Annotated in this window: 17 protein-coding genes; 13 read left to right on the top strand and 4 right to left on the bottom strand. The window is 62.4% G+C overall.

Features of this window, described 5'->3' with window-relative positions:
* The first annotated feature begins 1 nt into the window (after position 1).
* The 4 genes from metK to QM659_RS03615 all read left to right on the top strand — a co-directional run bounded on the left by metK (position 2) and on the right by QM659_RS03615 (position 7,169).
* The gene (gene metK / locus QM659_RS03600) at positions 2–1,171 is read left to right on the top strand and encodes a methionine adenosyltransferase (protein WP_127079076.1); all 1,170 of its coding nucleotides are present in this window, start codon (positions 2–4) and stop codon (positions 1,169–1,171) included.
* A gap of 122 nt (positions 1,172–1,293) precedes the next feature.
* Complete coding sequence (gene trmB / locus QM659_RS03605) at positions 1,294–1,932, top strand: tRNA (guanine(46)-N(7))-methyltransferase TrmB (RefSeq protein ID WP_415187399.1); 639 nt, start codon at positions 1,294–1,296, stop codon at positions 1,930–1,932.
* A 682-nt stretch (positions 1,933–2,614) separates the two neighbouring features.
* The gene (locus QM659_RS03610; RefSeq protein ID WP_415187400.1) at positions 2,615–6,385 is read left to right on the top strand and encodes a vitamin B12-dependent ribonucleotide reductase; all 3,771 of its coding nucleotides are present in this window, start codon (positions 2,615–2,617) and stop codon (positions 6,383–6,385) included.
* A gap of 88 nt (positions 6,386–6,473) precedes the next feature.
* Positions 6,474–7,169 (top strand): hypothetical protein, encoded by a 696-nt coding sequence (locus QM659_RS03615; protein WP_415187401.1) that lies wholly within the window; start codon positions 6,474–6,476, stop codon positions 7,167–7,169.
* 157 nt (positions 7,170–7,326) lie between these two features.
* Here QM659_RS03615 and QM659_RS03620 read toward each other — a convergent pair whose 3' ends face one another.
* Positions 7,327–8,016, bottom strand: coding sequence for a YggS family pyridoxal phosphate-dependent enzyme (locus QM659_RS03620; protein WP_415187402.1), 690 nt, complete (start codon positions 8,014–8,016; stop codon positions 7,327–7,329).
* Positions 8,017–8,104: 88 nt separating this feature from the next.
* Between QM659_RS03620 and leuS the strand changes: the two genes are divergently transcribed.
* The 4 genes from leuS to QM659_RS03640 all read left to right on the top strand — a co-directional run bounded on the left by leuS (position 8,105) and on the right by QM659_RS03640 (position 13,710).
* Positions 8,105–10,711, top strand: coding sequence for a leucine--tRNA ligase (gene leuS, locus QM659_RS03625; protein ID WP_415187403.1), 2,607 nt, complete (start codon positions 8,105–8,107; stop codon positions 10,709–10,711).
* Positions 10,698–11,264, top strand: coding sequence for a hypothetical protein (locus tag QM659_RS03630; protein WP_127079064.1), 567 nt, complete (start codon positions 10,698–10,700; stop codon positions 11,262–11,264). Before leuS ends, QM659_RS03630 begins: the two co-directional genes overlap by 14 nt.
* A 106-nt stretch (positions 11,265–11,370) precedes the next feature.
* Positions 11,371–12,405 carry a DNA polymerase III subunit delta gene (gene holA, locus QM659_RS03635; protein ID WP_415187404.1) on the top strand — a complete coding sequence of 345 codons (1,035 nt, stop codon included), beginning with the start codon at positions 11,371–11,373 and terminating at the stop codon, positions 12,403–12,405.
* Positions 12,406–12,453: 48 nt separating this feature from the next.
* Positions 12,454–13,710, top strand: coding sequence for an adenosylmethionine--8-amino-7-oxononanoate transaminase (locus QM659_RS03640; RefSeq protein ID WP_415187405.1), 1,257 nt, complete (start codon positions 12,454–12,456; stop codon positions 13,708–13,710).
* Positions 13,711–13,725: 15 nt separating this feature from the next.
* Here the strand turns inward: QM659_RS03640 and QM659_RS03645 are convergent, their stop codons facing one another.
* Entirely contained in the window at positions 13,726–14,268 is a 543-nt protein-coding gene (locus QM659_RS03645) for a Uma2 family endonuclease (RefSeq protein WP_415187406.1), read from the bottom strand.
* A gap of 513 nt (positions 14,269–14,781) precedes the next feature.
* On the opposite strand from QM659_RS03645, the gene topA reads away from it, so the two are divergent.
* The 3 genes from topA (at position 14,782) to rpmG (ending at position 20,375) form a co-directional block, all read left to right on the top strand.
* Positions 14,782–17,580 carry a type I DNA topoisomerase gene (gene topA / locus QM659_RS03650; protein ID WP_415187407.1) on the top strand — a complete coding sequence of 933 codons (2,799 nt, stop codon included), beginning with the start codon at positions 14,782–14,784 and terminating at the stop codon, positions 17,578–17,580.
* A 23-nt stretch (positions 17,581–17,603) separates the two neighbouring features.
* The gene (gene rnr / locus QM659_RS03655) at positions 17,604–19,919 is read left to right on the top strand and encodes a ribonuclease R (protein WP_415187408.1); all 2,316 of its coding nucleotides are present in this window, start codon (positions 17,604–17,606) and stop codon (positions 19,917–19,919) included.
* A gap of 288 nt (positions 19,920–20,207) precedes the next feature.
* Positions 20,208–20,375, top strand: a complete 168-nt coding sequence (rpmG, locus tag QM659_RS03660) for a 50S ribosomal protein L33 (RefSeq protein WP_013420445.1) — start codon at positions 20,208–20,210, stop codon at positions 20,373–20,375.
* Positions 20,376–20,885: 510 nt separating this feature from the next.
* Here the strand turns inward: rpmG and QM659_RS03665 are convergent.
* Both QM659_RS03665 and QM659_RS03670 read right to left on the bottom strand, forming a co-directional pair.
* Positions 20,886–21,263, bottom strand: a complete 378-nt coding sequence (locus QM659_RS03665; RefSeq protein ID WP_127079052.1) for a response regulator — start codon at positions 21,261–21,263, stop codon at positions 20,886–20,888.
* Positions 21,264–21,521: 258 nt separating this feature from the next.
* Positions 21,522–22,214, bottom strand: coding sequence for an alpha/beta hydrolase (locus QM659_RS03670; protein ID WP_127079050.1), 693 nt, complete (start codon positions 22,212–22,214; stop codon positions 21,522–21,524).
* Between the two features lie 289 nt (positions 22,215–22,503).
* On the opposite strand from QM659_RS03670, the gene QM659_RS03675 reads away from it, so the two are divergent.
* Together QM659_RS03675 and QM659_RS03680 are read left to right on the top strand one after the other, a co-directional pair.
* Entirely contained in the window at positions 22,504–22,983 is a 480-nt protein-coding gene (locus QM659_RS03675) for an Rrf2 family transcriptional regulator (RefSeq protein WP_415187409.1), read from the top strand.
* Positions 22,980–24,104 (top strand): cysteine desulfurase family protein, encoded by a 1,125-nt coding sequence (locus tag QM659_RS03680; protein ID WP_415187410.1) that lies wholly within the window; start codon positions 22,980–22,982, stop codon positions 24,102–24,104. The genes QM659_RS03675 and QM659_RS03680 overlap by 4 nt, the downstream gene beginning before the upstream one ends.
* The last annotated feature ends 40 nt before the right edge of the window (positions 24,105–24,144 follow it).

The following is a 24,144-nucleotide window of genomic DNA, read 5'->3' on the forward strand; positions in this document are numbered from 1 at the left end:
AGTGTCTCGCAATAGCTATCATTTCACAAGCGAATCGGTATCCGAGGGGCACCCTGACAAGGTCTGCGACCAGATCTCGGACGCGATTGTCGATCTTTACCTCGCCGCCGATCCGCATTCGCGGGTGGCATTGGAGACTCTCGCGACCACGAACCGAGTCGTTCTGGCGGGCGAAGTCCGTGGGCCGTCTTCCGTCACGAGCGACAAGCTGATCGAGACGGCGCGCAACGTGATCCGCGACATCGGCTACGAGCAGGAGGGATTCGACTGGCGGACCGCCGATATCGTCTCCTACGTGCACGCTCAATCCGCTGATATCGCCCAGGGCGTCGACGCTGCGGGCAACAAGGACGAGGGCGCCGGCGATCAGGGTATCATGTTCGGCTTCGCGACGCGCGAAACCGAAAGCTACATGCCCGCGCCGATCTATTATTCGCATCGCATCCTGTACGAGATTTCGAAGCTGCGCCGGTCCGGGCAGCTTCCAGAACTTGGCCCCGACGCCAAGAGCCAGGTTTCTCTGTACTATGAAAACGGCAAGCCGGTGCGCGCGACCTCTGTCGTCGTTTCGACGCAGCACGCCGAAGACGCGACACAGGAGCGTATTCGCGAAATCGTCGGCAACATCGTGGCCGAGGTGCTGCCGCAAGGCTGGTTCCCGCCGAAGGAAGAGTTCTACGTTAACCCGACGGGACGCTTCGTGATCGGTGGCCCCGATGGCGATACCGGTCTTACCGGCCGCAAGATCATCGTGGACACCTACGGCGGTGCAGCCCCGCACGGCGGCGGCGCGTTCTCCGGCAAGGATCCGACGAAGGTCGATCGCTCTGCTGCTTACGCGGCGCGCTGGGTGGCGAAGAATATCGTCGCGGCGGGTCTTGCCGACAAGTGCACGCTTCAGCTTTCCTACGCCATCGGCGTGGCGAAGCCGCTGTCCATCTACACCGACCTTCATGGGACGGGCAGCGTGGACGAAAGCAAGCTTGAAGCCGTAATCGCCGAGATCGTGGACCTCAGCCCCCGTGGCATCCGCGAGCGCCTGCAACTCAGCCGCCCGATTTATCAGCGGACTGCCAGTTACGGCCACTTCGGTCGCACGCCGACCGATGACGGTGGCTTCTCTTGGGAGCGGCTGGACCTCGTCGACGCGCTGAAAGACGCGCTGAGCTGAGCGTGACGAAAGGCGAGACTGCGCCGTGCGGGAATGCCGACGGCGCAGCATATTCCTCCGAAAGACGGCTTCGATCATTTGGCCGCAGAAAGGGCAGAACGCTCTCTCTGCGGCAATCATCGTTGCTTGCCGACGCGCTGCAAAGCCGCTCGATCGACGTCAGCGCACCGCTGGACGCCGTCGCTCTGAAACGGCTTTTTCCCGACAGCGTGCGGGACATCTGGCTCGAAATCGGCTTTGGCGGCGGCGAGCATCTCGTCTGGCAGGTCGCCAACAATCCACATGTCGGGATGATCGGCGCCGAACCCTACCTGAATGGCGTCGTGGCGGCGATGGATGCCCTCGTCGCGCGCGAGCTTTCCGAACGCGTCCGTTTATACGCGGACGATGTGCTTGCCCTGCTTCAGGCGCTGCCGCCGGAAAGTCTGGCACGCGCCTTCATGTTGTTCCCCGACCCGTGGCCCAAAAAGCGCCATCGCGAGCGGCGGCTGTTTTCCGCGCACCTTCTCGATGAACTCGCGCCCCTGCTGCGGCCGGGCGCCGAATTCCGTTTTGCCTCCGACATCGATGATTACGCCGAGGCTGCCATCGAAGCTGCGCGCCTCCATCCCGCTTTCGACATCGCGCAGGTTTTCACGACCGAGAACCGCGATACGCTGCCTGACTGGCCCGTGACGCGCTACGAGCAGAAGGCCCGGCGAGAGGGGCGCGGCGCGACGTTTCTTGTGCTTCAGCGCGTGATCGAGCCGTCAAGGGCCTGAAGACGGGCGTTCCCAACGTTTCCTTATAATGGGAAGACCTCGCATGGGCGACGTATCGTTCCTGTGATGCGCATTCGCGTCCGGCGGCTGGCCTGCATGGGGCGCGTCGGGCACTCCGATAGAAAGGGCTTCTCGAACGGTTGTGCGCGCAACAGCGCCTGCAATGCTCGGCGGACTGCGTGCGGCTGGACGCAGAGCCCTTTGCCTCCGCATCTTGCTAAGCCCCAGGCAAACAGCCGCGCTGCGCGCCTCGCGATTTTGGCGTCCGAACAGTCGGCGGCGGACTCAAATCAGCCCACAGCTTGTCCCCCGCTTGTCAACAGGGAATTATCGCTCGCGCAGGGCTTTTGAACAAGATCAACACAACATATAGCGCCACCGTCAACATCACCCCCAAGCATTTGTGCGATGTTGCGGCGAAGTGACAGCCATACGCGTGCGAATCGACTACGTTCGGACGTGTCGCTGCGGGGAGCGCCCTTCCAAGGAGGGCGCGGCGGCATTTCATCCTCAGTCGGCTCAAGTCTTCCAATTCAGGTTGTTTCAGCCACCCGATTTCCGGGTGCGCTGGCGTGCGCCCTTTTGTCAGAGGTGCGCTCTATGTGCGTCTTCGAGTTCTGCGTCCCAAACATCACTTTGAACAAAGCGGGCAGGCGCAATGATGCGCCGGGCAGGAGAATCCATGCGGATCGAACGGCGATTCACTACGAGCGGGCAGTCTCCCTACGAGACGATTCGGTTCCGTCAGGCGACGAGCGAACTGAAAAATCCGGATGGAAAAATGATTTTCCAGCTCGAAGGCTTCTTCGTGCCGGAACAGTGGAGCCAGGTGGCCGCCGATATCATCGCGCAGAAATATTTCCGCAAGGCCGGCGTGCCCGCGCGCCTGAAGCGCATCGAGGAAAACAGCGTTCCCTCGTGGCTGTGGCGCTCCGTGCCCGACCTGCAGGCGCTTGCCGAACTGCCCGAGGCAGAGCGCTATGGTCCCGAAAAGGACGCGCGTCAGGTGTTCGACCGCATGGTGGGCGCGTGGACATACTGGGGCTGGAAGGGGGGCTATTTCTCGTCGGAGGAGGACGCCCGCACGTTCCACGACGAGCTTTGCTATATGCTCGCGATGCAGATGGCCGCGCCGAACAGCCCGCAATGGTTCAACACCGGCCTGCATTGGGCCTACGGCATCGACGGCCCCGGCCAGGGTCACTATTACGTGGATTTCCAGACGGGCGAACTCGTGCGCTCCGAAAGCGCCTATGAGCACCCGCAGCCGCATGCCTGCTTCATCCAGTCCGTCGAAGACGATCTCGTCAACGAAAACGGCATCATGGATTTGTGGGTACGCGAGGCGCGCCTTTTCAAATACGGCTCCGGCACCGGCTCGAACTTCTCGAAGCTTCGCAGCGAAGGTGAGCGCCTTTCCGGCGGCGGCAAGTCTTCCGGCCTGATGAGCTTCCTCAAGATCGGCGACAAGGCGGCGGGGGCGATCAAGTCCGGCGGCACGACGCGCCGCGCCGCAAAAATGGTGATCGTCGACGCCGACCACCCGGACATCGAGACGTTCATCAACTGGAAGGTGCTCGAAGAGCAGAAGGTGGCGGCGCTCGTCGCCGGTTCGAAGGCGTGCGCCAAGCACCTCGCGGCCATCATGCGCGCCTGCGTGAATTGCGAGGGCCACGGCGAAGACTGCTTCGACCCGTCCAAGAATGTGGCGCTTAAGCGCGAGATCAAGGCGGCGCGCGCCGCCTTCGTGCCCGATGCCTACATCCAGCGCGTCATCCACTTCGCGCGGCAGGGCTTCAAGTCCATCGAGTTTCCGAGCTTCGACACGGATTGGGAAGGCGAAGCGTATCGCACCGTCGGCGGCCAGAATTCGAACAACACGGTTCGTGTGGACGATGCGTTCCTGCGCGCCGTGGAAGTCGACGGCGATTGGAACCTGACATCCCGCACGACGGGCAAGGCCGCGAAGACGCTGAAGGCACGCGCGTTGATGGATCAGATCTCGGAAGCGGCATGGGCCAGCGCCGATCCGGGGATCCAGTTCCACACCACGATCAACGACTGGCACACCTGCCCTGCGAGCGGCCCGATCCGCGCGTCCAATCCGTGCTCCGAATACATGTTCCTTGACGACACGGCCTGCAATCTCGCGTCGCTGAACCTGCTCTCGTTCCGCCCGCAGGCCGCCGACGGCCGCCTTGTCGATACCGAAGCCTTCGCGCATGCCTGCCGCTTGTGGACGGTGGTGCTCGAAATCTCCGTGACGATGGCGCAGTTCCCCTCGAAGGAAATCGCGCAGCGCTCGTTCGACTTCCGCACTCTCGGCCTCGGCTATGCGAACCTCGGCGGCCTCCTCATGGTCTCCGGTCTCGGCTACGACTCGGACGAAGGTCGGGCGCTCGCGGCGGCGGTTTCGGCGTTGATGACCGGCGTCAGCTACGCTACCTCGGCCGAGATGGCGCAGGAACTCGGCGCGTTCGCCGGTTACGGCACGAACGCCGCCCATATGCTGCGCGTGATGAAGAACCATCGCCGCGCGGCCTATGGGCGTGACAACGGCTACGAGATGCTTTCCACGAATCCCGTGCCGCTGAAAGACGACGTCTGCCCGCAGACCGATCTCGTCACGGTGGCCCGCGAAGTGTGGGACGATGTGATCTCGCTCGGGCAGAAGCACGGTTTCCGCAACGCGCAGGTGTCGGTCATCGCGCCGACGGGCACGATCGGCCTCGTGATGGACTGCGACACGACGGGCATCGAGCCAGACTTCGCTCTCGTGAAGTTCAAGAAGCTTGCCGGCGGCGGCTATTTCAAGATCATCAACCGCGCCGTGCCGGAAGCGCTGCGGAACCTCGGCTACACGCAGACGCAGATCGACGCGATCATTGCCTATGCGGTCGGACGCGGCACGCTCGCCACGGCACCCCACATCAACCACAAGACGCTCGCGGCGAAGGGCTTCACGCCGGAGAAGATCGCCGCCGTCGAGGCGGGCCTCGCGAGCGCCTTCGACATCAAGTTCGTCTTTAACAAGTGGACGCTCGGCGACGATTTCTGCAAGGGCGTGCTGAAGCTCACCGACGAGCAGATGGACGCGCCCGGCTTCGACCTGCTGGCAGCGATCGGCTTCCCGAGGGCGGAGATCGATGCGGCGAACGAGTATGTTTGCGGCACCATGACCCTCGAAGGCGCTCCGGCCATCAAGCCTGAGCATCTGCCCGTGTTCGATTGCGCGAACCCGTGCGGAAAAAAGGGCAAGCGCGCGCTGTCGTGGCAGAGTCACATCCGCATGATGGCGGCGGCGCAGCCGTTCATCTCCGGCGCGATCTCGAAGACGATCAACATGCCGAACTCGGCCAGCATCGCCGATTGCCGCGAAGCCTACATGCTGTCGTGGAAACTGGCGCTGAAGGCCAATGCGCTCTATCGCGACGGGTCGAAGCTTTCGCAGCCGCTGTCCGCGCAGCTTCTCACCGACAACGACGCGGATGCCGAGGACGCGGCCGAAGCGCTGGCCGCCGCGCCGCAGGGCCGTCGCGCGCAGATCGTTGCCGAGCGCATCGTCGAGCGCATCATCGAGCGCGTCCGCACGAAGGTCGAGCGCGAGAAGCTGCCGAACCGGCGCAAGGGCTACACGCAGAAAGCCGTGGTCGGCGGTCACAAGGTGTACCTGCGCACCGGCGAGTTCGAGGACGGACGCCTCGGCGAAATCTTCATCGACATGCACAAGGAAGGCGCCGCGTTCCGCAGCCTGATGAACAACTTCGCCATCGCGATCAGCCTCGGCCTGCAATATGGCGTGCCGCTCGACGAGTTTGTGGAGGCGTTCACCTTCACGCGCTTTGAGCCGGCGGGCTTCGTGCAGGGCAACGAGGCGATCAAGAACGCGACGTCGATCCTCGATTACATCTTCCGCGAACTCGCCGTGTCCTATCTCGGCCGCAACGACCTCGCCCATGTCGACCCGGCACAGATCGGCGCGACGGTGATGGGTGGCGGCGTCGCGGACGACAGGCCGGGGCAGAAGGCCGCCGCGGCGGCTGCCACCAATCCGGTGATCTATGCGGATCGCTATGTGTCGAAGGGTCTCACACGCGGACTTCACCACAAAGTTGTCATAGTTCAGGATCAGCCTAAGAATGAGCGAATCGGTGGCGCCGGTTCGTATGAAACAAATGGCGCCCTCGCTTATGCCTTGCGTCCGGAAGACGAAGACAAGTCTCCGCTGGGCTCTCTCGATGTAAACGCGCGCGATGGGGCAAGTGCCGCGTTGAACCATTCCCATCAGACGGTACCGCTCGCAGCAAGGCCCGGTAAGGCCGACTTGCTCGCGGAAGCGCGCGCGAAGGGTTACGAGGGCGAAGCCTGCGGCACATGCGGCAACTTCACTCTCGTTCGCAACGGAACTTGTCTGAAGTGCGATACCTGCGGCGGCACAACGGGATGCTCATAAGGCTGCCATAGCGTTCGGAGGATTTGCGCGGACCCTCGCGCAAACCTCGGGATGATCGCCTCGGACTTAGCCAAGGGCTGACGCAACGATGGCGCTCTGGACGATCACCCAACCGCAAGACCACGATATCTATACGATCGTGTATCTCCTGAAAGATGCGCTGAAATCAGCAATCAGCGATGCATGGTTCTTCGAGCGAACCGCGCTTCCCAAAGCTGACGTCAAAGGAGCCGGGCACGCGGAAATCGCCGCCCGGCTCGGTCGTTTCCGCGAAGGATGCAAGACCTTCCAGGAACGCGAAGCGCTGATGCTCATGAAGATCATGCGCGCGCGCAACTGGGCTTCGGAACTGCGCAAGATCGCGCCCGATTTCCAGGACGAGATCGAACAGATGCTTGAGGCCACATCCGCTTGCGAGGCGTTGCAGGCTGAGTTCGTCCGCGACGCGCAGCGCATGTTCAATGGCGGCGGTTCGCTCTCGCGCTTCCTGTCGCTGCGTCAGCCAGACCCGCGCAGCGTGCACCAGCCGGTCCATGGCGGATCCTATCTCGTGGGCGGTCGCACCGCGCTGTTCGAATTGCGCACGGCGTGCGAGGTGTTCCTGGCGCAGATCGACGACGTGTTTTTCTCCTCCCGCACCGAAGAGATGGCAGACCTTCTGCCCGAACCCGCGCCCGTGCCCGTCGGCTATCTCGAAGCGCCGAAGCACGCCGCTCCCCTTTCCATGCCGATTCTCATCGACGACGTGCCGCAGGGAAATAGCGATAAATCGCCGGTCCATTGAACAAGGCGGGACTCTATTCGTTTCGGGAGACTGATTAGCGGCACGACGCTGTAGACCGGAAGGGTGCGAAGCGGCTTTCCGATAGACGCGACGGCCTGACAAAAAGCTGGAGCGCGCTTTTGATGCAATCAAAGCGGGCCGCTCCAGCCCCGCTCCGTCACCGCCCGCCGAAAATCGCGGAGCCGACGCGCACGAGCGTCGCGCCCTCCGCGATGGCGGCCTCGAAGTCGCCGCTCATGCCCATGCTGAGTTCGAGCAGCCCCAGTTCCTTCCGCAGCGCCGCCATCTTCTCGAAATAGGGCACCGGATCGTCGTCGAACGGCGGGATGCACATCAGCCCCGCGACGGAAAGGCCGAACTCGCGCTCGCACTGGCGTACAAATGCGGCGGCGTCATCCGGCGCGACGCCCGCTTTCTGCGGCTCCTCTCCGATATTGACCTGCACGAACAGCTTCGGGGCGCGTCCCTGCTTCTGAATCTCATGCGCCAGCGCCGCCGCGAGCTTCGGCCGGTCGACCGTCTCGATGCAATCGAAGAACGTCACCGCCTCGCGCGCCTTGTTCGTCTGGATCGGGCCGATGACATGCAGCTCCGCGCGCGGATATTCCTCGCGCAGCGGCGGCCATTTCCGCATGGCTTCCTGAATGCGGTTTTCGCCGAAGAGAACGTGACCTTGCCGGAGAACCGGCCGGATATGCTCTGCGTCGAAGGTTTTCGTCACCGCCACGAGCTTCACGGAAGCCGGATCGCGCCCCGCGTTCTGCGCCGCGCGCCATACGCGCTCGCGGATCGAAAGATAAGCGTCTTCAACGGCGCTGGAATTGAACGGTTGATCGTCTGTGCTCATGTCATGCGCTTCTCTTGACCGAGGCTCCCTTTCAACTTCATATCACGCAAACCTTTTTTGCCGCGCTTTCGCGCGAGGAACATGACCCATGGCACAGGAACGCTACAACGCCCCGGAGCGTGAGAAACATTGGCAGCGGATTTGGGAAGAGCAACAGACTTTTCTCACGTCCACCGATCGCTCAAGACCCAAATATTACGTGCTTGAGATGTTCCCCTACCCGTCCGGGCGCATCCATGTGGGGCATGTCCGCAATTACACGATGGGCGATGTCGTGGCGCGCTACAAGCGCGCGCGGGGCTTCAACGTGCTGCATCCCTTCGGCTGGGATGCGTTCGGCCTCCCGGCGGAAAACGCCGCAATCCAGAAGGGCATCAACCCGCGCGAATGGACCTACGACAACATCGAAGCCATGCGCACACAGCTGAAGCGCATCGGCCTTTCGCTCGACTGGACGCGCGAATTCGCCACCTGCGACCCCGAATATTACCACCAGCAGCAGCGCATCTTTCAGGCCTTCTACAAGAAGGGCCTCGTCTACCGGAAGAAGAGCAAGGTGAACTGGGACCCGGTCGATCACACCGTGCTCGCGAACGAGCAGGTGATCGACGGCCGCGGCTGGCGCTCCGGCGCGCTCGTCGAGCAGAAGGAGCTGGCGCAGTGGTTCTTCAAGATCACGCATTACGCCGATGACCTGCTTGACGGCCTCGATACGCTCGACAAGTGGCCCGACAAGGTGCGGCTCATGCAGAGGAACTGGATCGGCAAGAGCCAGGGCCTGCTCATGCGTTTCAGCCTCTCGGGCAAAGGCCTGCCTGCGGGACACGAAACGGTGCAGGTGTTCACCACGCGGCCCGACACCCTCTTCGGCGCGAGTTTTGTCGGCATTTCGCCCGAGCATCCGCTCGCGAGGGAGCTGGCGAAGACCGATCCGAAGCTCGTCGAATTCATCGAGGATTGCCGTCGCATCGGCACCGCGCAGGAGGATATCGACCGCGCGGAAAAGAAGGGCTACGACACGGGGCTCTTCGCCGCGCATCCGTTCGATGAGGGCGTCAAGCTGCCGGTCTATGTGGCGAACTTCATCCTGATGGACTACGGCACGGGCGCGATCTTCGGCTGCCCCGCGCACGATCAGCGCGACCTCGATTTCGCGCGGAAATATAACCTCACGGTGAAAGCCGTCGTCATTCCGGAAGATACCGATCCGGCCGAGTTCAAGGTCGGCGACGAAGCCTATACGGGTCCGGGCCTGCTGCAAAATTCCTCTTTCCTCAACGGTCTGACCGTGGATGCCGCGAAGGAAGAAGTTGCGGACCGCCTCGCGAAGCGCGGCATAGGCGAGAAGAAGACCACCTTCCGCCTGCGCGATTGGGGTGTGTCGCGTCAGCGCTACTGGGGCTGTCCGATCCCCGTCATCCATTGCGAAAAATGCGGTGTCGTGCCGGTGCCGGACAAGTATCTGCCGGTGCGTCTCCCGGATGACGTGTCGTTCGACAAGCCCGGCAATCCGCTGGATCATCACCCCACGTGGAAGCATGTCGAATGCCCGACCTGCGGAGGCAAGGCGACGCGCGAAACGGATACGTTCGACACCTTCGTGGATAGCTCGTGGTACTTCGCGCGCTTCACCGCGCCGCATGCCGCCGAGCCGGTGGAGAGCGCGCAGGCGGATTACTGGCTGCCTGTCGATCAGTATATCGGCGGCGTCGAGCACGCGATTCTGCACCTTCTCTATGCGCGGTTCTTCACGCGCGCGATGAAGGATTGCGGTTATCTCGGCCTTGCGGAGCCGTTCAATGCCCTGTTCACGCAAGGCATGGTGCTGCACGAAACCTATTTCGACGACAAGCAGAACTGGCTTGCCCCGGACGAGGTCAAGATCGAGACCGAGAGCGGCGTGCGCAAGGCTTTCCGCCTCGATGGCGCGCCGATCAGCATCGGCAGCATCGAAAAGATGTCGAAATCGAAGAAGAACACCATCGATCCCGACGTCTTCACGCAGCACTACGGCGCCGATGTCGCGCGCTGGTTCGTGCTTTCCGACAGCCCGCCGGAGCGCGATGTGGTCTGGACCGAGGAAGGCGTGCAGGGCGCGTGGCGCTTTACGCAGCGCGTCTGGCGCCTTCTGAACGAGGCGGAGCCGAGGCTCGCGCCCGTCGACGCAAAGGCGCCCGCCACGTTCTCCGCTCCAGCGCAGGCCTTGCGCCGCGCCGCGCACAAGGGGCTCGCCGCTGTCGCCGAGGAGATCGAGGGGCTGCGCTTCAACCGCGCCATCGCGGCGGTCTACGAATTCGCGAATGCCCTGCAAGGCGCACTTCAGGACAAGGGCACGGCGGGAGATGAAAGCTTCGGCTTCGCGCTGCGCGAGGCGAGCGTTTTCTTCGTGCACATGATCAATCCGATCATGCCGCACCTCGCCGAAGAGGGCTTTTCGCTGCTTGGCTACAACACGCTTCTCGCAAACGAAGCTTGGCCGGAGGTTGAGCAGAGCTTGCTCGTTGACGATACCGTAACCATTGCCGTACAGGTGAACGGGAAACGCCGTGACGAGATCGTCGTGCCGCGCAACGCGGACCGCGCCGATGTCGAGGCGGCGGCGCTTCGCCTCGAAAGCGTCACTCGGGCAGTGGACGGTAGGCCGATCAAAAAGGTGATCGTGGTTCCCGAAAGGATCGTCAATGTCGTGGCTTGAAATCTCGAAAAGCGGCAAGCGGCTTCGCAGGGGGGCAGGACTTGCCGTGATCGCAGGTTTCCTCGCTTTCGGTTCGGCCGGCTGCGGATTTCATCCGCTGTACGGAACTCCGACGGCTGGCGGACAGTCTCTCGTAGAGGCGATGAAGCGCGTCGAAATCGCCACGATTCCGAGCCGCACCGGCCAGAAGCTGCGCAACGAGCTTCTTTTTGGCACCACGGGCGGAGGTGGCACACTTGCTCCCGTCTATCGGCTCGACATCGCGTTGCGCGAAAGCTATCGAAACACCCTCGTCACGCAGGCGGGCAACCCGACGGGCCGCATCCTGCAGCTTGATGCGGAGTTCCGCCTCGTTCGTCTCTCGGACAATGAAACCGTGTTCAAGGGCGCGAGCACGTCCGAAGCAGCCTACGACCTTGCGGGTTCGACCGGCAATGCGGGTTCCATCTACGGCGACACCCGCGCCGCGCTCAACGCGCAGGACCGCGCGGCCCGCACGCTCGCCGACACGTTGAAAACGCGCCTCGCCGCTTATCTCTCGCGCGACGCGTAGCCGGAGCATCAACATTGGTCGGTCATCCCAACCGGGTTGACCGACTGTCGCCGCTCGCAGAATTCGGGTGACTGAAGCTCGAACCTAACCGGGCCAGAAGTTTTCCATGGTCGCGCCAAGCGCCTCATCGCTAGACAGGTTCCTCGCCGCACCGCAGCCTGCGGTTCGCGGTTTTCTGTTCTATGGCTCGGACGCATTGCAAATCGCGGCCCGCGCGGATGCCCTGAGCCGCGTCCTCCTGAAAAGGCTAGGCCCGGACGCTGAACTCGCCCGCCTGCACGACACCGATCTTGCCGCCGATCCTGACCGCGTCATCGTGGAATTGACGACGCATTCGCTTTTCGGGGGAACGCGCATCGTCTGGCTGACGTCGCTGCCGGTAAAGGCGCAGGCGATCCTGGCGGACGCTATCGCGCGCCCTTTCGATGGCGCCTTCCTGATCGCGCAAGCGCCGGACATGAAGAAAAGCCACAAGCTCGCGCAGAGCTTCGAGGCAGCCGCGCATCTCGCGGCGATCGGTTGTTATGGCGAAGACCCCGACAGCGTCGTCGCGGCGATCCGCCATCAGGCCGCCGAAGCCGGTTACGAGATCGATGGAGAAGCGGCGGCGCTCGTGGCTGCGCGTTGCGATTTTTCGGCGCTGCTGGCGCGCTCGGAAACCGCGAAGCTCATCACCTATGCGGGAGATGACCGCCGCATCACGGCGGCGCAGGTGGAAGAGTGCCTGAACGATCAGCAAACTGCGGACCTGTCCGACATCGTGGACGCGGCGCTCGACGGCGACGGCCGCAAGGCGATCCTCGCGTTCGAGCGCTACATGGCGGTAGAGTCGAACGTGTCGCCGGTCTTCGTAGTGCTCGGGTCGAGCCTGCTTCGTCTGCATGCGCTGCGCGTTGCGGTAGATGCGGGGGCATCGCCGATGCAGGCCGTCAAGGAGCTGCGGCCGCCGGTGTATTACAAACAGCAGGACGCCCTCGCGGCACAGATCCGCAAATGGACGATTCCGGCCTTGGCGGCGCGGCTGGGCGATCTTAATGGCGCGTTGCGCGACACGCGCCTCAAGCCCGCGCTTGCCGAGGATATCGCCGCGCGCTTTCTGCTCACCGTCGCGAAAGAAGCGCGCGCGGCGAGCCGCCGATAGCCGGAAGGGCGTGAGGCTCAAGCGTTCGCGCCCGCAAGGAGCAATGACATGACATCGCAATCGCCGATCTGGCACCCCTTCACGCAGCACGCGCTCCAGCCTGTCATGACGAAGATCGCGCGCAGCGAAGGCGCCTGGCTTGAGGCTGCCGACGGTCGCCGCATCTATGACGGCATCGCCTCGTGGTGGGTCATCACGCACGGGCATAATCACCCGCCCATCGTGGAGGCGATCCGCGCGCAGGCGGGCGTGCTGGATCAGCTTATTTTCGCGGGTTTCACGCATGAGCCGGCGGAGGAGGTCGCGCGCGGGCTCGTGGAGATTGCGCCGGAGGGGCTCGAACGCGTTTTCTTCTCGGACAGCGGCTCAACTTCGGTGGAAGTGGCGCTGAAGATGGCGCTCGGCTATTTCGTCCATCGCGGAGAAAAGCGCACCCGCATCGTGGCGCTGGAGCACGCCTATCATGGCGACACCATCGGGTGCATGTCGGTCGGAGCGCGCGGTGTTTTCAACGATCCCTACGGGCCGCTGCTGTTCGAGGTGGAACGCATACCCTACCCCGCGCCGGGCCGGGAGCAGGTGGCGTTCGACGCGTTCGAGGCTGCGTGTCGCCGCGATCCGCCCGCCGCGATCATCGTGGAGCCGCTGATCCTCGGCTCTGGCGGCATGCTCTTTTATACGCCCGACGCGTTGCGCGAGCTTCACCATATCGCGCGACGGTACGGCGTCCTGTTCATAGCGGACGAGGTGATGACGGGCTTCGGCCGCACTGGGACGCTGTTCGCTTGCGAGCAGGCGGGCATCGCGCCCGACATCATGTGCCTCGCGAAGGGGCTGACCGGCGGCGTTATCCCGCTCGCGGTGACGCTCGCGACGCAAGAGATCTTCGAGGCTCATTATTCGCCGGATCGTGCGCGCATGTTCTTCCATTCGAGTTCGTTCACGGCGAACCCCATCGCCTGCGCCGCCGCTGCCGCAAATCTGCGCGTCTGGCGCGAGGAGCCTGTGCGGGACCGGATCGCGAGCCTCGTTGCAGCGCAGGCCGAACGCGTGGCGCGGCTCGCTGGGCATCGCGGTTTCACCGACGCGCGCAGCCTCGGCACTATCGCGGCGATGGACCTTCGCGTGAAGGATGCGGGCTATCTCGCAGGCATCGCGCCGAAGCTGATGGACTTCTTCCTGTCGCGGGGGCTTATGCTGCGCCCGCTCGGCAACACGGTCTACATCATGCCGCCCTATTGCACGACGCCGAGCGAACTGGACGCGGTTTATGCCGCTATCGAGGAAGCCGCAGCGCTTGTTTGATTGCGCGCAAAAGCTTTATCGCAGGTCGAGTTCGCCGAGCGTAACCGCGAGATGCTCGCAGAAAGCCGGGACAAGACGGCGATCGGCCGAAAGGTCGCTCGTCTCCTGATAGCCTGCGGGAGAAGGCTTCCGATGGACGCGCGTTTCGAGCCTGACCGCGTGGATGACCCAGAGTTCCGGGATACCGAAAGCGGCATAAAGCGCCGCCTTCCGCCCGATGTCGTAGGCGTAGCTCGAATCCGCAATCTCCACGACGAGATGCGCCGTTTCCGCGTTCAGGCCCGAAACGCCGGTTTCCTTGTCGAAGAACACGAAGTCGGGTTCGAGATAGGTGTCGGGCGCGAGCCGCAAGGTGGTCTCCGGGACGAAACGGAGATGATCCGGCGTACGCCGCGCCCAATGCCAGTTCAGGGCGGCTTTCAAAACCTCGTGGTGGTTCCCCTTCGGGGTCATCGGCACGACATCTCCACCGATCAGCTCGATGCGCTCATCCTCGTCGAGGATGCCTGCGGCCGTCATCTTCTCCAGTTCGTCGAGCGTGAAGCGCCGCCGTGGCATTCCCTCTGCTGCCCGGGTCGTTCGATCTCGCGGCTCTTTCGGCAAAGCTCTTATGGTCATGGCGTCATGATATCGCATTTGCCTATCGTCGCCAATGGCGGCCGATCTGCGCCATGGGGAGGCTCTTCTGTATCTGTTTTCATACAGGTTTTGCCCCGGTTGGCCGTCCGTGTGTCCGACCTCTGAACGCTTCAGGCTTGATTTATCGGGCGCGGTTGCGCATTACAAGCCTGATATCCGAATCCTGGAGAAGGCAATGGAAACGACTGACCAAGGGAAGGGTTTCGGAAAAGCACACATTTTCAGGGAATGTCCTCTCTAGTCGAAACCGGCAAAAAGCAAGACATCGCGGCCAGTTAGGGCGAGGAAAAACTCTCGGGCAGGCGTGATTGTCAGGCGGAAGGGATCAGGGTGCGCCGTTATGGTGCAGCTGTTCTACTCTTGAAGGATCGATTCTCCCCGCCGACCTGATAGCCCTCCAGGCCACGGCCTCACGAACAAGATCGTATCTCAATGAACATCGTTATCGTCGAAAGCGCCGCGAAGGCGAAAACTATCAACAAGTATCTGGGGGCCGATTACAAGGTCATCGCGTCGTACGGCCATGTGCGAGACCTGCCCGCGAAGGACGGCTCCGTTCTGCCCGATAACGACTTCGAAATGACGTGGGAGGTGGAGGCCGACTCCAGCCGGATCGTCAACGAGATCGCCAAGGCCGTGAAGGGCGCGGATCGCCTCATTCTCGCGACTGACCCGGATCGCGAAGGCGAGGCCATCTCCTGGCACCTGCTGAAAATTCTGGAGCAGAAGCGCGCGTTGAACGGCGTATCCGTGGAGCGCGTCGCGTTCAATGCCGTGACGAAGGACGCGATCCTCACCGCGATGAAGAACCCGCGCAAGATCGACGAGCCGCTGGTCGATGCCTACCTGGCGCGCCGCGCTCTCGACTATCTCGTCGGTTTCACGCTCTCGCCGGTGCTGTGGCGCAAACTGCCGGGCGCGCGCTCGGCAGGCCGCGTGCAGTCCGTGGCGTTGCGTCTCGTTGTCGACCGCGAAGCCGAAATCGAGGCGTTCCGCACGCGCGAATACTGGACGGTCGAAGCGGCGCTCAAGAACGGCGGCGGCGACGCGTTCACCGCGCGCCTTGTCGCTCGTGACGGCAAGAAGCTCGACAAGTTCGAGATCCCGGACGAGACGACCGCGCACGCCTATCGCGACGCGATCACGGGGCAATCATACCGCGTCGACAGCGTCGAGGCGAAGGACCACAAGCGCAATCCCGCGCCGCCCTTCACCACCTCGTCACTGCAACAGGAAGCGTCGCGCAAGCTCGGTCTTTCGCCGCGCCAGACGATGCAGATCGCGCAGAAGCTTTACGAGGGCATCGACATCGGCGGCGAGACGGTCGGTCTCATTACTTATATGAGAACGGACGGCGTGCAGATCGTGCCGGAAGCCATCGCACAGGCTCGCGGCCAGATCGAAAGCCAGTTCGGCCCGCGTTATGTGCCGAACGCGCCGCGCATCTACAAGACCAAGGCCAAGAACGCGCAGGAAGCGCACGAAGCGATCCGCCCGACCGACTTCCGCCGTCAGCCGGACAAGCTGCGCGGTCTCTCGGCTGAAGAGGCGCGGCTCTACAAGCTGATATGGCAGCGCGCGGTTGCGAGCCAGATGGCGAGCGCCGACATCGAGCGCACAACGGCGGAAATCTCCGTGCCCGGCAAGGACGGCGTGCCCTATGGCGTGCGTGCGACCGGTTCCGTGGTGAAGTTCGACGGCTTCATGCGGCTTTATGAGGAAGGCCGCGACGACACCGACGACGAAGACTCCGCTCGCCTGCCCGCGCTGAAGCAGGGCGAGGCGCTGAAGGATTCGGGCGTCACCGCCGCACAGCATTTCACCGAGCCGCCGCCGCGCTATACCGAGGCGACGCTTATCCGCGAGATGGAGCGTCTCGGCATTGGACGCCCGTCGACCTATGCGAGCACGATGGCCGTGCTCCGCGAGCGCGAATATGTGAAGCTCGACAAGAAGCGACTCGTCCCCGAGGACAAGGGACGGCTCGTCACCACGTTCCTCGAAGCGTTCTTCAAGCGTTACGTCGAATACGACTTCACGGCCTATCTCGAAGACCGGCTGGACCAGATTTCCGACGGCAAGCTCGACTGGAAGGCGCTGCTGCGCGAATTCTGGCAGGACTTCATCGGCGCGGTGACGGACATCAAGGATCTGCGCGTGGCGCAGGTGCTCGATGCGCTGAACGAACTGCTCGGCCCGCACATTTTCCCGGCGAAGGAAGACGGCGGCGATCCGCGTCTCTGCCCGCTCTGCAATCAGGGGCAATTGTCGCTGAAGGTCGGCAGGTTCGGTGCGTTTGTCGGTTGTTCGAACTATCCCGAATGCCGCTATACGCGCCAGCTCAAGACCGGCGAAAACGGCAATGGCGACGGCGCCGCGCCAGCGGGCGACACTGTGCTGGGCAACGATCCCGAGACCGGGCTTGCCATATGCCTCAAGAACGGACGTTTTGGCCCGTATATCCAGCTTGGCGAGGGCGGCGACGGCGAGAAGCCGAAACGCGCGTCCATTCCGTCGGGGCTGAAGGGCGCCGAGGTGAACCTCGAACTCGCGCTGAAGCTCCTCGCGTTGCCGCGTGCCGTGGGGCTGCATCCCGAGACGCAGAAGCAGATTTCAGCGGGCTTCGGGCGCTACGGTCCCTATGTCGAGCACGACGGGAAATATGTGAAGATCGACGCCGAGGAGGTGTTTACCATCGGCCTCAACCGCGCCGTGACCGTGATCGCGGAAGGCGGCTCCGGCGGCAAGGGCCGCGCCCCGAAAACCGAGCCGATCAAGGTTCTGGGCGAGCACCCCGAAAAGGGCGGCAAGATGGAAGTTCTCGCCGGCCGCTTCGGTCCCTATATAAAGTGGGGCAAGGTCAACGCCACGATCCCGAAGGGAACCGAACCGCAGGATGTGACCGTCGAAGAGGCGGTGCGGCTGATCGCGGCGCGCATCGAAGCGGGCGATACGAAGAAGGGGCGCGGCAAGACGGCGAAATCCGCCAAGGCCAAGGATGCGCCCGCGAAAGAAAAGAAGTCCGTAAAGGCCAAGGCCGCCGATGCGGGCGATGAGGCGGAAGCGCCGAAGAAGGCCAAGGCCGCCGCAGTTAAAAAGACTGCCGCCAACGGCAAGGTGAAAAGCGCCGCGAAGGAGAAGGCGGCCAAGACCACCGAGGCCGACACCAAGCCGAAAGCGAAAGCTGCGGCGAAGAAGACAACACCCAGAGCGGCGGGCGGGACGACATGAGCCCGCCTCGTCAGAAAGACACCATGAAACTGAAAGAGAAGCGCACCGATGTGGTGCGCTCGAAGACCCCGACCAAAGACGATATTCTCAAATTCATTCGTTCCTCGACCGGCAATATTGGCCGCCGCGAAATCGCCAGAGCCTTCGATATCAAGGGCTCGGATCGCATCGAACTCAAACGCATCCTGAAAGAACTCGCGGCGGACGGCCTCATCGCGGACACGCGCCGCGTGGTGAAGAAAGAGGCGCTGGCGAACGTCGCCGTTATCGTGGTCAAGACGCAGGATCGCGAAGGCGATCTCGTCTGCGCGCCGCTGAACTGGAACGCGGATGAAGACGGCGCGCCGCCTCGCATTCTCCTCAACATCACGCGCCGCTACGAAGGCCCCGCCATCGGCGTCGGCGATCACGTTCTGGCGCGCATCAGGGAAGCCGGGCGCGGAGCCGATGCGGACGGCGATGGCGGGGAAGCGCCCGAAGAGTCCGGCGGCTTCGCCTACATCGCATCGCCCATCAAGCGCTTGCCGCGCGAACGCGCGCGCCAGCTCGGCATCTTGCGCAAGTCCGGTCGCGGCTTCGTGGTCGAGTCCATCGACAAGAAGGACTTGAAGGAGTGGCCGGTCGCCGATGGCGAGATGGACGGCGCCGAGGACGGCGAACTCGTCCGCTTCGAGACGCTGCGGGACTCGCGCACAAATCGTCCGTCCGCGCGCATCACCGAGCGCATCGGCCATCCCAAGGCCGAGAAGGCCGTAAGCCTCATCGCGATCCACAATCACGGGCTGCGCGATGTGTTCGGCGAGGATGTGATGGCCGAGCTTGAGCGGCTGCCGGAAGCGACGATGTCGCACCGCGAAGACCTCACGCGCGTGCCGCTCATCACCATCGATCCTTCGGACGCGAAAGACCATGACGACGCGGTTTGGGCCGCGCCCGACACCGATCCCGCCAACGAGGGCGGCTCGGTCGTCATCGTCGCCATCGCGGACGTCTCCTTTTACGTGCGCTCCGGCTCGGCGCTCGACGAAGAAGCGCTGCTGCGCGGCAATTCGGTCTATTTCCCCGACCGTGTCGTGCCGATGCTGCCGGAGAAGCTCTCGAACGGGCTTTGCTCGCTGCGCGAAAACGAGCTTCGGCCGTGCCTCGCCGTGCGGATGGTGTTCGACCGCGACGGCAAGAAGACCGGACAGCGTTTTTCCCGCGCCATGATGCGCTCTGCGGCCAAGCTGTCGTATCAGGAGGCGCAGGCGGCCATAGACGGCAGCCCTAACGCCAAGACCGGGCCGCTGCTTGAGCCGATCCTGAAGCCGCTCTGGGCTGTATACGAGGTGCTGAAGGAAGCACGCAATCGTCGCGGGCCGCTCGACCTCGATCTGCCGGAACGCAAGATCGTTCTCGACGAGCGCGGGCTCGTGTCGAAGGTCATCATTCCCGAGCGGCTGGAGGCGCACCGGCTCATCGAGGAGTTCATGATCCAGGCGAACGTTGCCGCCGCCGAGGCGCTGGAGGCGAAGAAGTCGCCGCTCATCTATCGTATCCACGATGCGCCCTCATCGGAAAAGCTGGTGGCGCTCTCCGAGTTTCTCGCGAGCATCGGCGTCAACGCCGGCAAGACGAGCTTCAACCGTCCCGGCCAGTTCAATCGCGTGCTGAACAAGGCGATCGGTACGGAACACGAGGAGATCCTGAACGAGGTGGTGCTGCGCTCGCAGGCGCAGGCGGAATACCGGCCGGGCAACATCGGCCATTTCGGCCTTAACTTGCGCCGCTATGCGCATTTCACCTCTCCCATCCGCCGCTATGCCGACCTTGTCGTGCATCGTGCGCTTGTCAGCGCCTTCGGGCTGGGCGAGGGCGGCTTGTCCGACGCGGAGAAGGCGAAGCTCGACGCCATCGCGGAGAACATTTCACAAAGCGAGCGCAAGGCCATGTCTGCCGAGCGCGAGACGGTGGACCGGCTCATCGCGATGCATCTGGCGGAACGCGTCGGCGAAACGTTCAAGGCGCGCGTGTCGGGCGTGACGCGCTTTGGCCTGTTCGTGAAGCTGCTCGACACGGGAGCTGACGGCTTCGTGCCCATGGCGACGCTCGGTCGCGACTACTACAAGCACCTGGAGAACCTGCATGCCATCGTCGGTGAGCGCACGGGCGAGAGCTTCCGCCTTGGCGACCGCGTCGATGTTAAACTCGTCGAGGCGAACCCGGCAGCGGGCGCGCTGCGGTTCGACATGATGAGCGACGGGAAGTTTTCCGCTGCGCTCGCCAAGGTCGGGCGGAAACGCGGCGGCGGTAAAACGGCTCGGCCCAGGTCAGGCAAGGGCGCCAAGGGACGGCGCTAGATCAGGCTTTCTGGGGAAACCGGGTCCAATCCGACGCGGATAACCCGGTCGGTACCTCAAAAATACGGCACTGTGCCCTCGATACGGGGAAACGGCCGAAAGTACAACCAGAGCGCGCGTCCGCTGATCTTGCTCTTTTTGGAAATAGCCTTTCAACCGGGAATAGAAAAAAGTTGCTGAAAGTTCGTGGTTTTCAACTGAAATGATTTAAAATCGCCGCCGGGGTTGACAGCGGGACTCAAGGCGGGCACTTTCTGCGCTCGATTGGGGAGAAGTTTCGGACGTATCATGGCAAAACCAGTAACTCAGAAAATCAAATTGGTGAGCACGGCGGGTACCGGCTACTATTATGTAACCAAGAAGAACCCGCGCAATTTGACCGAGAAGCTTGCGCTCAAGAAGTATGATCCCGTGGTCAAGCATCACGTGGAATTCAAGGAAGCGAAGATCAAGTAGCGACGGCCGCGCTAGCCGCGGCTTCGCGTTCTCCTTGTCGATTTTCATCAGAAATGAAGAGATGATCAGCTCCGCAACCATCGGCAGCGGGGTAAGTCCGATTATGATGCGGAGCTGATCTGAGCGCCATCGGATCAAGAGGGCGTGATCCAACGTGCTGTTGCCGAAACCGTCATGTTTGCGACGACAAGAGGTTTCGGTCGTATGCCCTACGGACCCAGGAGATGCGGCGGACCCGAGCACTCCGCAGGGTAACTGGTTATAAGTATGAGGAAACAACCGATTTTGGCAAGGCAAGAATGACATCGTTCTGCCTCACTCGTCGGATTTTGCGCTCCCTCTCCTTAACACTTCGTGAACATTGCCCGCTTTTTTAACGACAACTTAAGCTTGTCAGCAAGCGCTTGTTAAACAACACATTTCCGTTCTATAGGAAATAATCCTCGAAAAGCACTGCATTTTTCCGCGCAACGTCTCGCGTCACGAGTTTTCCCCGTTATCCCCAGCCTTCTACGCCAGATTCGCTGGAATGAATTGACGGATTGTTTCGAGGAAGCGTGAAACGGAAATCGGTTTTGACACATAGGCTTCGCAACCGCCCTCGCGGATGCGTTCCTCGTCGCCCTTCATCGCGAACGCGGTGACAGCGACGATCGGAATATGTCGCAGGCTATCGTCTTCCTTTAGCCATTTTGTGACATCGAGGCCGGAGACTTCCGGAAGCTGAATATCCATGACAATGAGGTCCGGCCGATGCTTGCGCGCTAGCGCAATTGCGTCGATCCCGTTTCTCGTTTGCAGGGTGGTATAGCCGTGAGCCTCCAGAAGATCGTGAAAGAGCTTCATGTTAAGCTCATTATCTTCGACGATCAGGATTGTCTTTCCCATGGCGCCCTTGCTCGATTTGGGCCGAAGGCTTTGCGGCAATGCTGGCGCCGGTTGCCTTAGCGGTCTCTGTCGTTTCAGATATGAGTTTGGGCGCATGGGCTTTTTTTTGTAAATACCATCAGCCCGGGCATATTCGCGCGAAAGAGTTAATAAAGTTTGATCGCCTTTCCGACGAGTAGAATAAAGTGCGTGGCTTGAGTGGAGCCGACGAACGCGCCGACTCCTCCAGTTTCGCGAACGGCTGAACCACAGCGCCAGTTATTTCGTATCGCTGTCCTGCTCTGGTTTTTCCTTGCGGGATGATTTCGGCACGGCAAGGGTGCGCCTGTCGAGGTATTTCTCCATGGCAGTGACGAGATCTTCGATCTTGTCTTCGAAAAAGTGGTTTGCGCCAGGAATGACTTCGTGACTGACGACGATGCCTTTTTGCGTCTTGAGCTTGTCCACCAGCGTCTTTACTGCTGAGGGCGGCACAACGCGGTCGCGGTCGCCGTTGATCATCAACCCCGATGAGGGGCACGGCGCGAGGAAGCTGAAATCGTAGAGATTGGCGGGCGGGGCGACCGAGATGAAGCCGTCGATTTCCGGGCGCCGCATCAGAAGCTGCATCGCGATCCACGCCCCGAAGGAAACGCCCGCAATCCAGCAGGATTTCGCATCCGGGTTTGCGAGCTGGAGCCAGTCGAGCGCCGTCGCGGCATCCGAGAGTTCGCCTGGTCCCTGATCGAAAAGCCCCTGGCTGCGCCCCACGCCGCGGAAGTTGAAACGGAGCACGGAGAATCCGCGCTGCACGAAGGTGTAATAAAGGCTATAAACGATCTGGTTGTTCATGGTCCCGCCGAATTGCGGGTGCGGATGAAGGATGATCGCAATCGGAGCGCCGGACGCCGACTCGTGATGATAGCGTCCTTCTATCCGGCCCGCCGGGCCATTGATGATTACTTCGGGCATTCTTCTTAGACCTCGTTATCGCGAAACTCTGCGCTGGCTGATGTTTTTTGCTGGCCTTATCTCAGCGCGGCGCCTGATCGCGGCGCCTCTCGCGCTCAGGCGCGCGCTTGCGAGCCGCGAGCGAACCGCCCCAATAGTTGACTCTGACGGTCGGAAATCCTATACAGAGTAGCAAGGGAATTTTGACCCGTTGTGATCTCGCCGCCGCGAGGTTTTCGGTGTCGTATCACAAAAGAGGCGTGAATTTCCACGCCCTTTCTCACTAACGGGGCGTAAAGAAAGCATAAATATGCTGCTCAGCACCAAAGGTCGCTACGCCGTGATGGCCATCGTCGAAGTTGCCCGACAGAGCGACGGCCGACCTCTTGCCCTGAGCGATATTTCGCTGCGTCTCGATCTTTCGCTCGCCTATCTTGAACAGCTTTTCATGAAGCTGCGGCGAAAGGGAATTGTCCGGTCGGTGCGTGGACCGGGCGGCGGCTATGTCCTCGAACGAAGCGCGGAGGCAATTTCGATTGGCGACGTGATGGCTGCGGTGGATGAGCCGGTTCGCATGACGCGTTGCGAAACCGAGACTAAATCCGGGTGCGTCGCCTCAAAGCGGTGCTCCACTCACCATCTGTGGCTCGCGCTCGGCACGCATATCGAACGATTTCTGGCCGACGCAACCGTAGCAGACGTGCTCAACGGTCGCTTTTCCGGCGCGCAGGTGGTGCCTTTTCCAGCCGACGAGGATGCTCTTCGCATCGTGTCGAAAGCGGAGGTTTGAACGTGGAGCGCGTGTATCTCGACTATAACGCGACGGCTCCGCTTCGACCGGAGGCGCGCGAGGCGATGATTGATGCACTGGATTTTGTCGGGAACCCCTCGTCGATCCATGGCGAAGGTCGCGCGGCTCGCGCGGCTGTGGAGCGAGCGCGCGAGACGGTGGCAAGGGCTTTTGGCGTGAAGGCTTCGGCTGTGACGTTCACCTCTGGCGGGACGGAGGCGGCAAACTGGCTGCTTCATCCGCGTGGCGACGCTGCGCTTGCTGTCTCGGCGGTCGAGCATCCCTGCGTGCTGAAAGGGCATCGTTTCCCGGCAGGGAGTGTGCGGGGTTTGCCGGTAACGGCGGAAGGTCGCTTGGATCTTGGCGCGCTCGAAGAAGCCGTGGCACCCGGCGCGGTCGTGGCGGTGCAGGCCGCGAACAACGAGACGGGCGTTCTCCAGCCGCTGCGCGAGATCGCGCAGCTCGTTCGCGAGAAGGGGGCAACGCTTGTTTGCGATGCGGTGCAAGCTGTCGGCCGGATGCATTTGTCGGAATTAGAACAATCCGACGCTGTTTTTTTCTCCGCGCACAAATTTGGCGGACCGAAAGGCGTTGGCGCGGCGATCTTGCGGGGCTGTGGGGAGCCGCCTCCCGCTTTTGTGAAAGGTGGCGGCCAGGAGCGTCGTTTGCGTTCCGGCACTGAAAACGTTGCTGCTATCGCCGGATTGGCCGCCGCGCTTGAGGCGGCGCTGCGCGATCAAGAGATGTTGATTGCCAAGTGTGCCGCATTTCGTTCGAAGCTGGAACAACGCTTGCAAGATATCGCTCCGGAAGCCGTTATTTTCGGCGAAGGCGCGGGCCGGCTGGCGAACACGACATGCTTCGCCGTTCCCGGAAAGCGCGCCGACGTGATGCTGATGGCGCTCGATCTCGAAGGCGTGGCGGTGAGTTCCGGTTCCGCGTGCTCGTCGGGCAAGGTGGAGCGATCGCATGTGCTCACGGCGATGGGTGCGGGCGAAAATCTCGCGGCGGGCGCGATCCGGGTTTCGACCGGTTGGGCGACGCGCGATGAAGACATCGAGCGGTTTCTTGCCGCTCTGGACAAGATTTGCGGCAGGCGCGAAACGCGCTCCGCCGCCTGAAATGAAAGGTCCGTTTCGGCGGGCCGCCTCGAAGGAGTGA

Origin of the sequence: Rhodomicrobium sp., assembly GCF_047605405.1 — a bacterium.
Taxonomy (GTDB): domain Bacteria; phylum Pseudomonadota; class Alphaproteobacteria; order Rhizobiales; family Rhodomicrobiaceae; genus Rhodomicrobium; species Rhodomicrobium lacus.

What these genes read in the sequence shown, in the direction of transcription:
- QM659_RS03645 (WP_415187406.1), bottom strand. Translation starts at nt 14,268, where the DNA reads ATGCCACGGCGGCGCTTCACGCTCGACGAACTGGAGAAGATGACGGCC.
- QM659_RS03665 (WP_127079052.1), bottom strand. Translation starts at nt 21,263, where the DNA reads ATGGGAAAGACAATCCTGATCGTCGAAGATAATGAGCTTAACATGAAG.
- rpmG (WP_013420445.1), top strand. Translation starts at nt 20,208, where the DNA reads ATGGCAAAACCAGTAACTCAGAAAATCAAATTGGTGAGCACGGCGGGT.
- rnr (WP_415187408.1), top strand. Translation starts at nt 17,604, where the DNA reads ATGAAACTGAAAGAGAAGCGCACCGATGTGGTGCGCTCGAAGACCCCG.
- holA (WP_415187404.1), top strand. Translation starts at nt 11,371, where the DNA reads ATGGTCGCGCCAAGCGCCTCATCGCTAGACAGGTTCCTCGCCGCACCG.
- leuS (WP_415187403.1), top strand. Translation starts at nt 8,105, where the DNA reads ATGGCACAGGAACGCTACAACGCCCCGGAGCGTGAGAAACATTGGCAG.
- QM659_RS03620 (WP_415187402.1), bottom strand. Translation starts at nt 8,016, where the DNA reads ATGAGCACAGACGATCAACCGTTCAATTCCAGCGCCGTTGAAGACGCT.
- QM659_RS03610 (WP_415187400.1), top strand. Translation starts at nt 2,615, where the DNA reads ATGCGGATCGAACGGCGATTCACTACGAGCGGGCAGTCTCCCTACGAG.
- QM659_RS03630 (WP_127079064.1), top strand. Translation starts at nt 10,698, where the DNA reads ATGTCGTGGCTTGAAATCTCGAAAAGCGGCAAGCGGCTTCGCAGGGGG.
- QM659_RS03640 (WP_415187405.1), top strand. Translation starts at nt 12,454, where the DNA reads ATGACATCGCAATCGCCGATCTGGCACCCCTTCACGCAGCACGCGCTC.
- QM659_RS03615 (WP_415187401.1), top strand. Translation starts at nt 6,474, where the DNA reads ATGGCGCTCTGGACGATCACCCAACCGCAAGACCACGATATCTATACG.
- QM659_RS03675 (WP_415187409.1), top strand. Translation starts at nt 22,504, where the DNA reads ATGCTGCTCAGCACCAAAGGTCGCTACGCCGTGATGGCCATCGTCGAA.
- topA (WP_415187407.1), top strand. Translation starts at nt 14,782, where the DNA reads ATGAACATCGTTATCGTCGAAAGCGCCGCGAAGGCGAAAACTATCAAC.
- QM659_RS03670 (WP_127079050.1), bottom strand. Translation starts at nt 22,214, where the DNA reads ATGCCCGAAGTAATCATCAATGGCCCGGCGGGCCGGATAGAAGGACGC.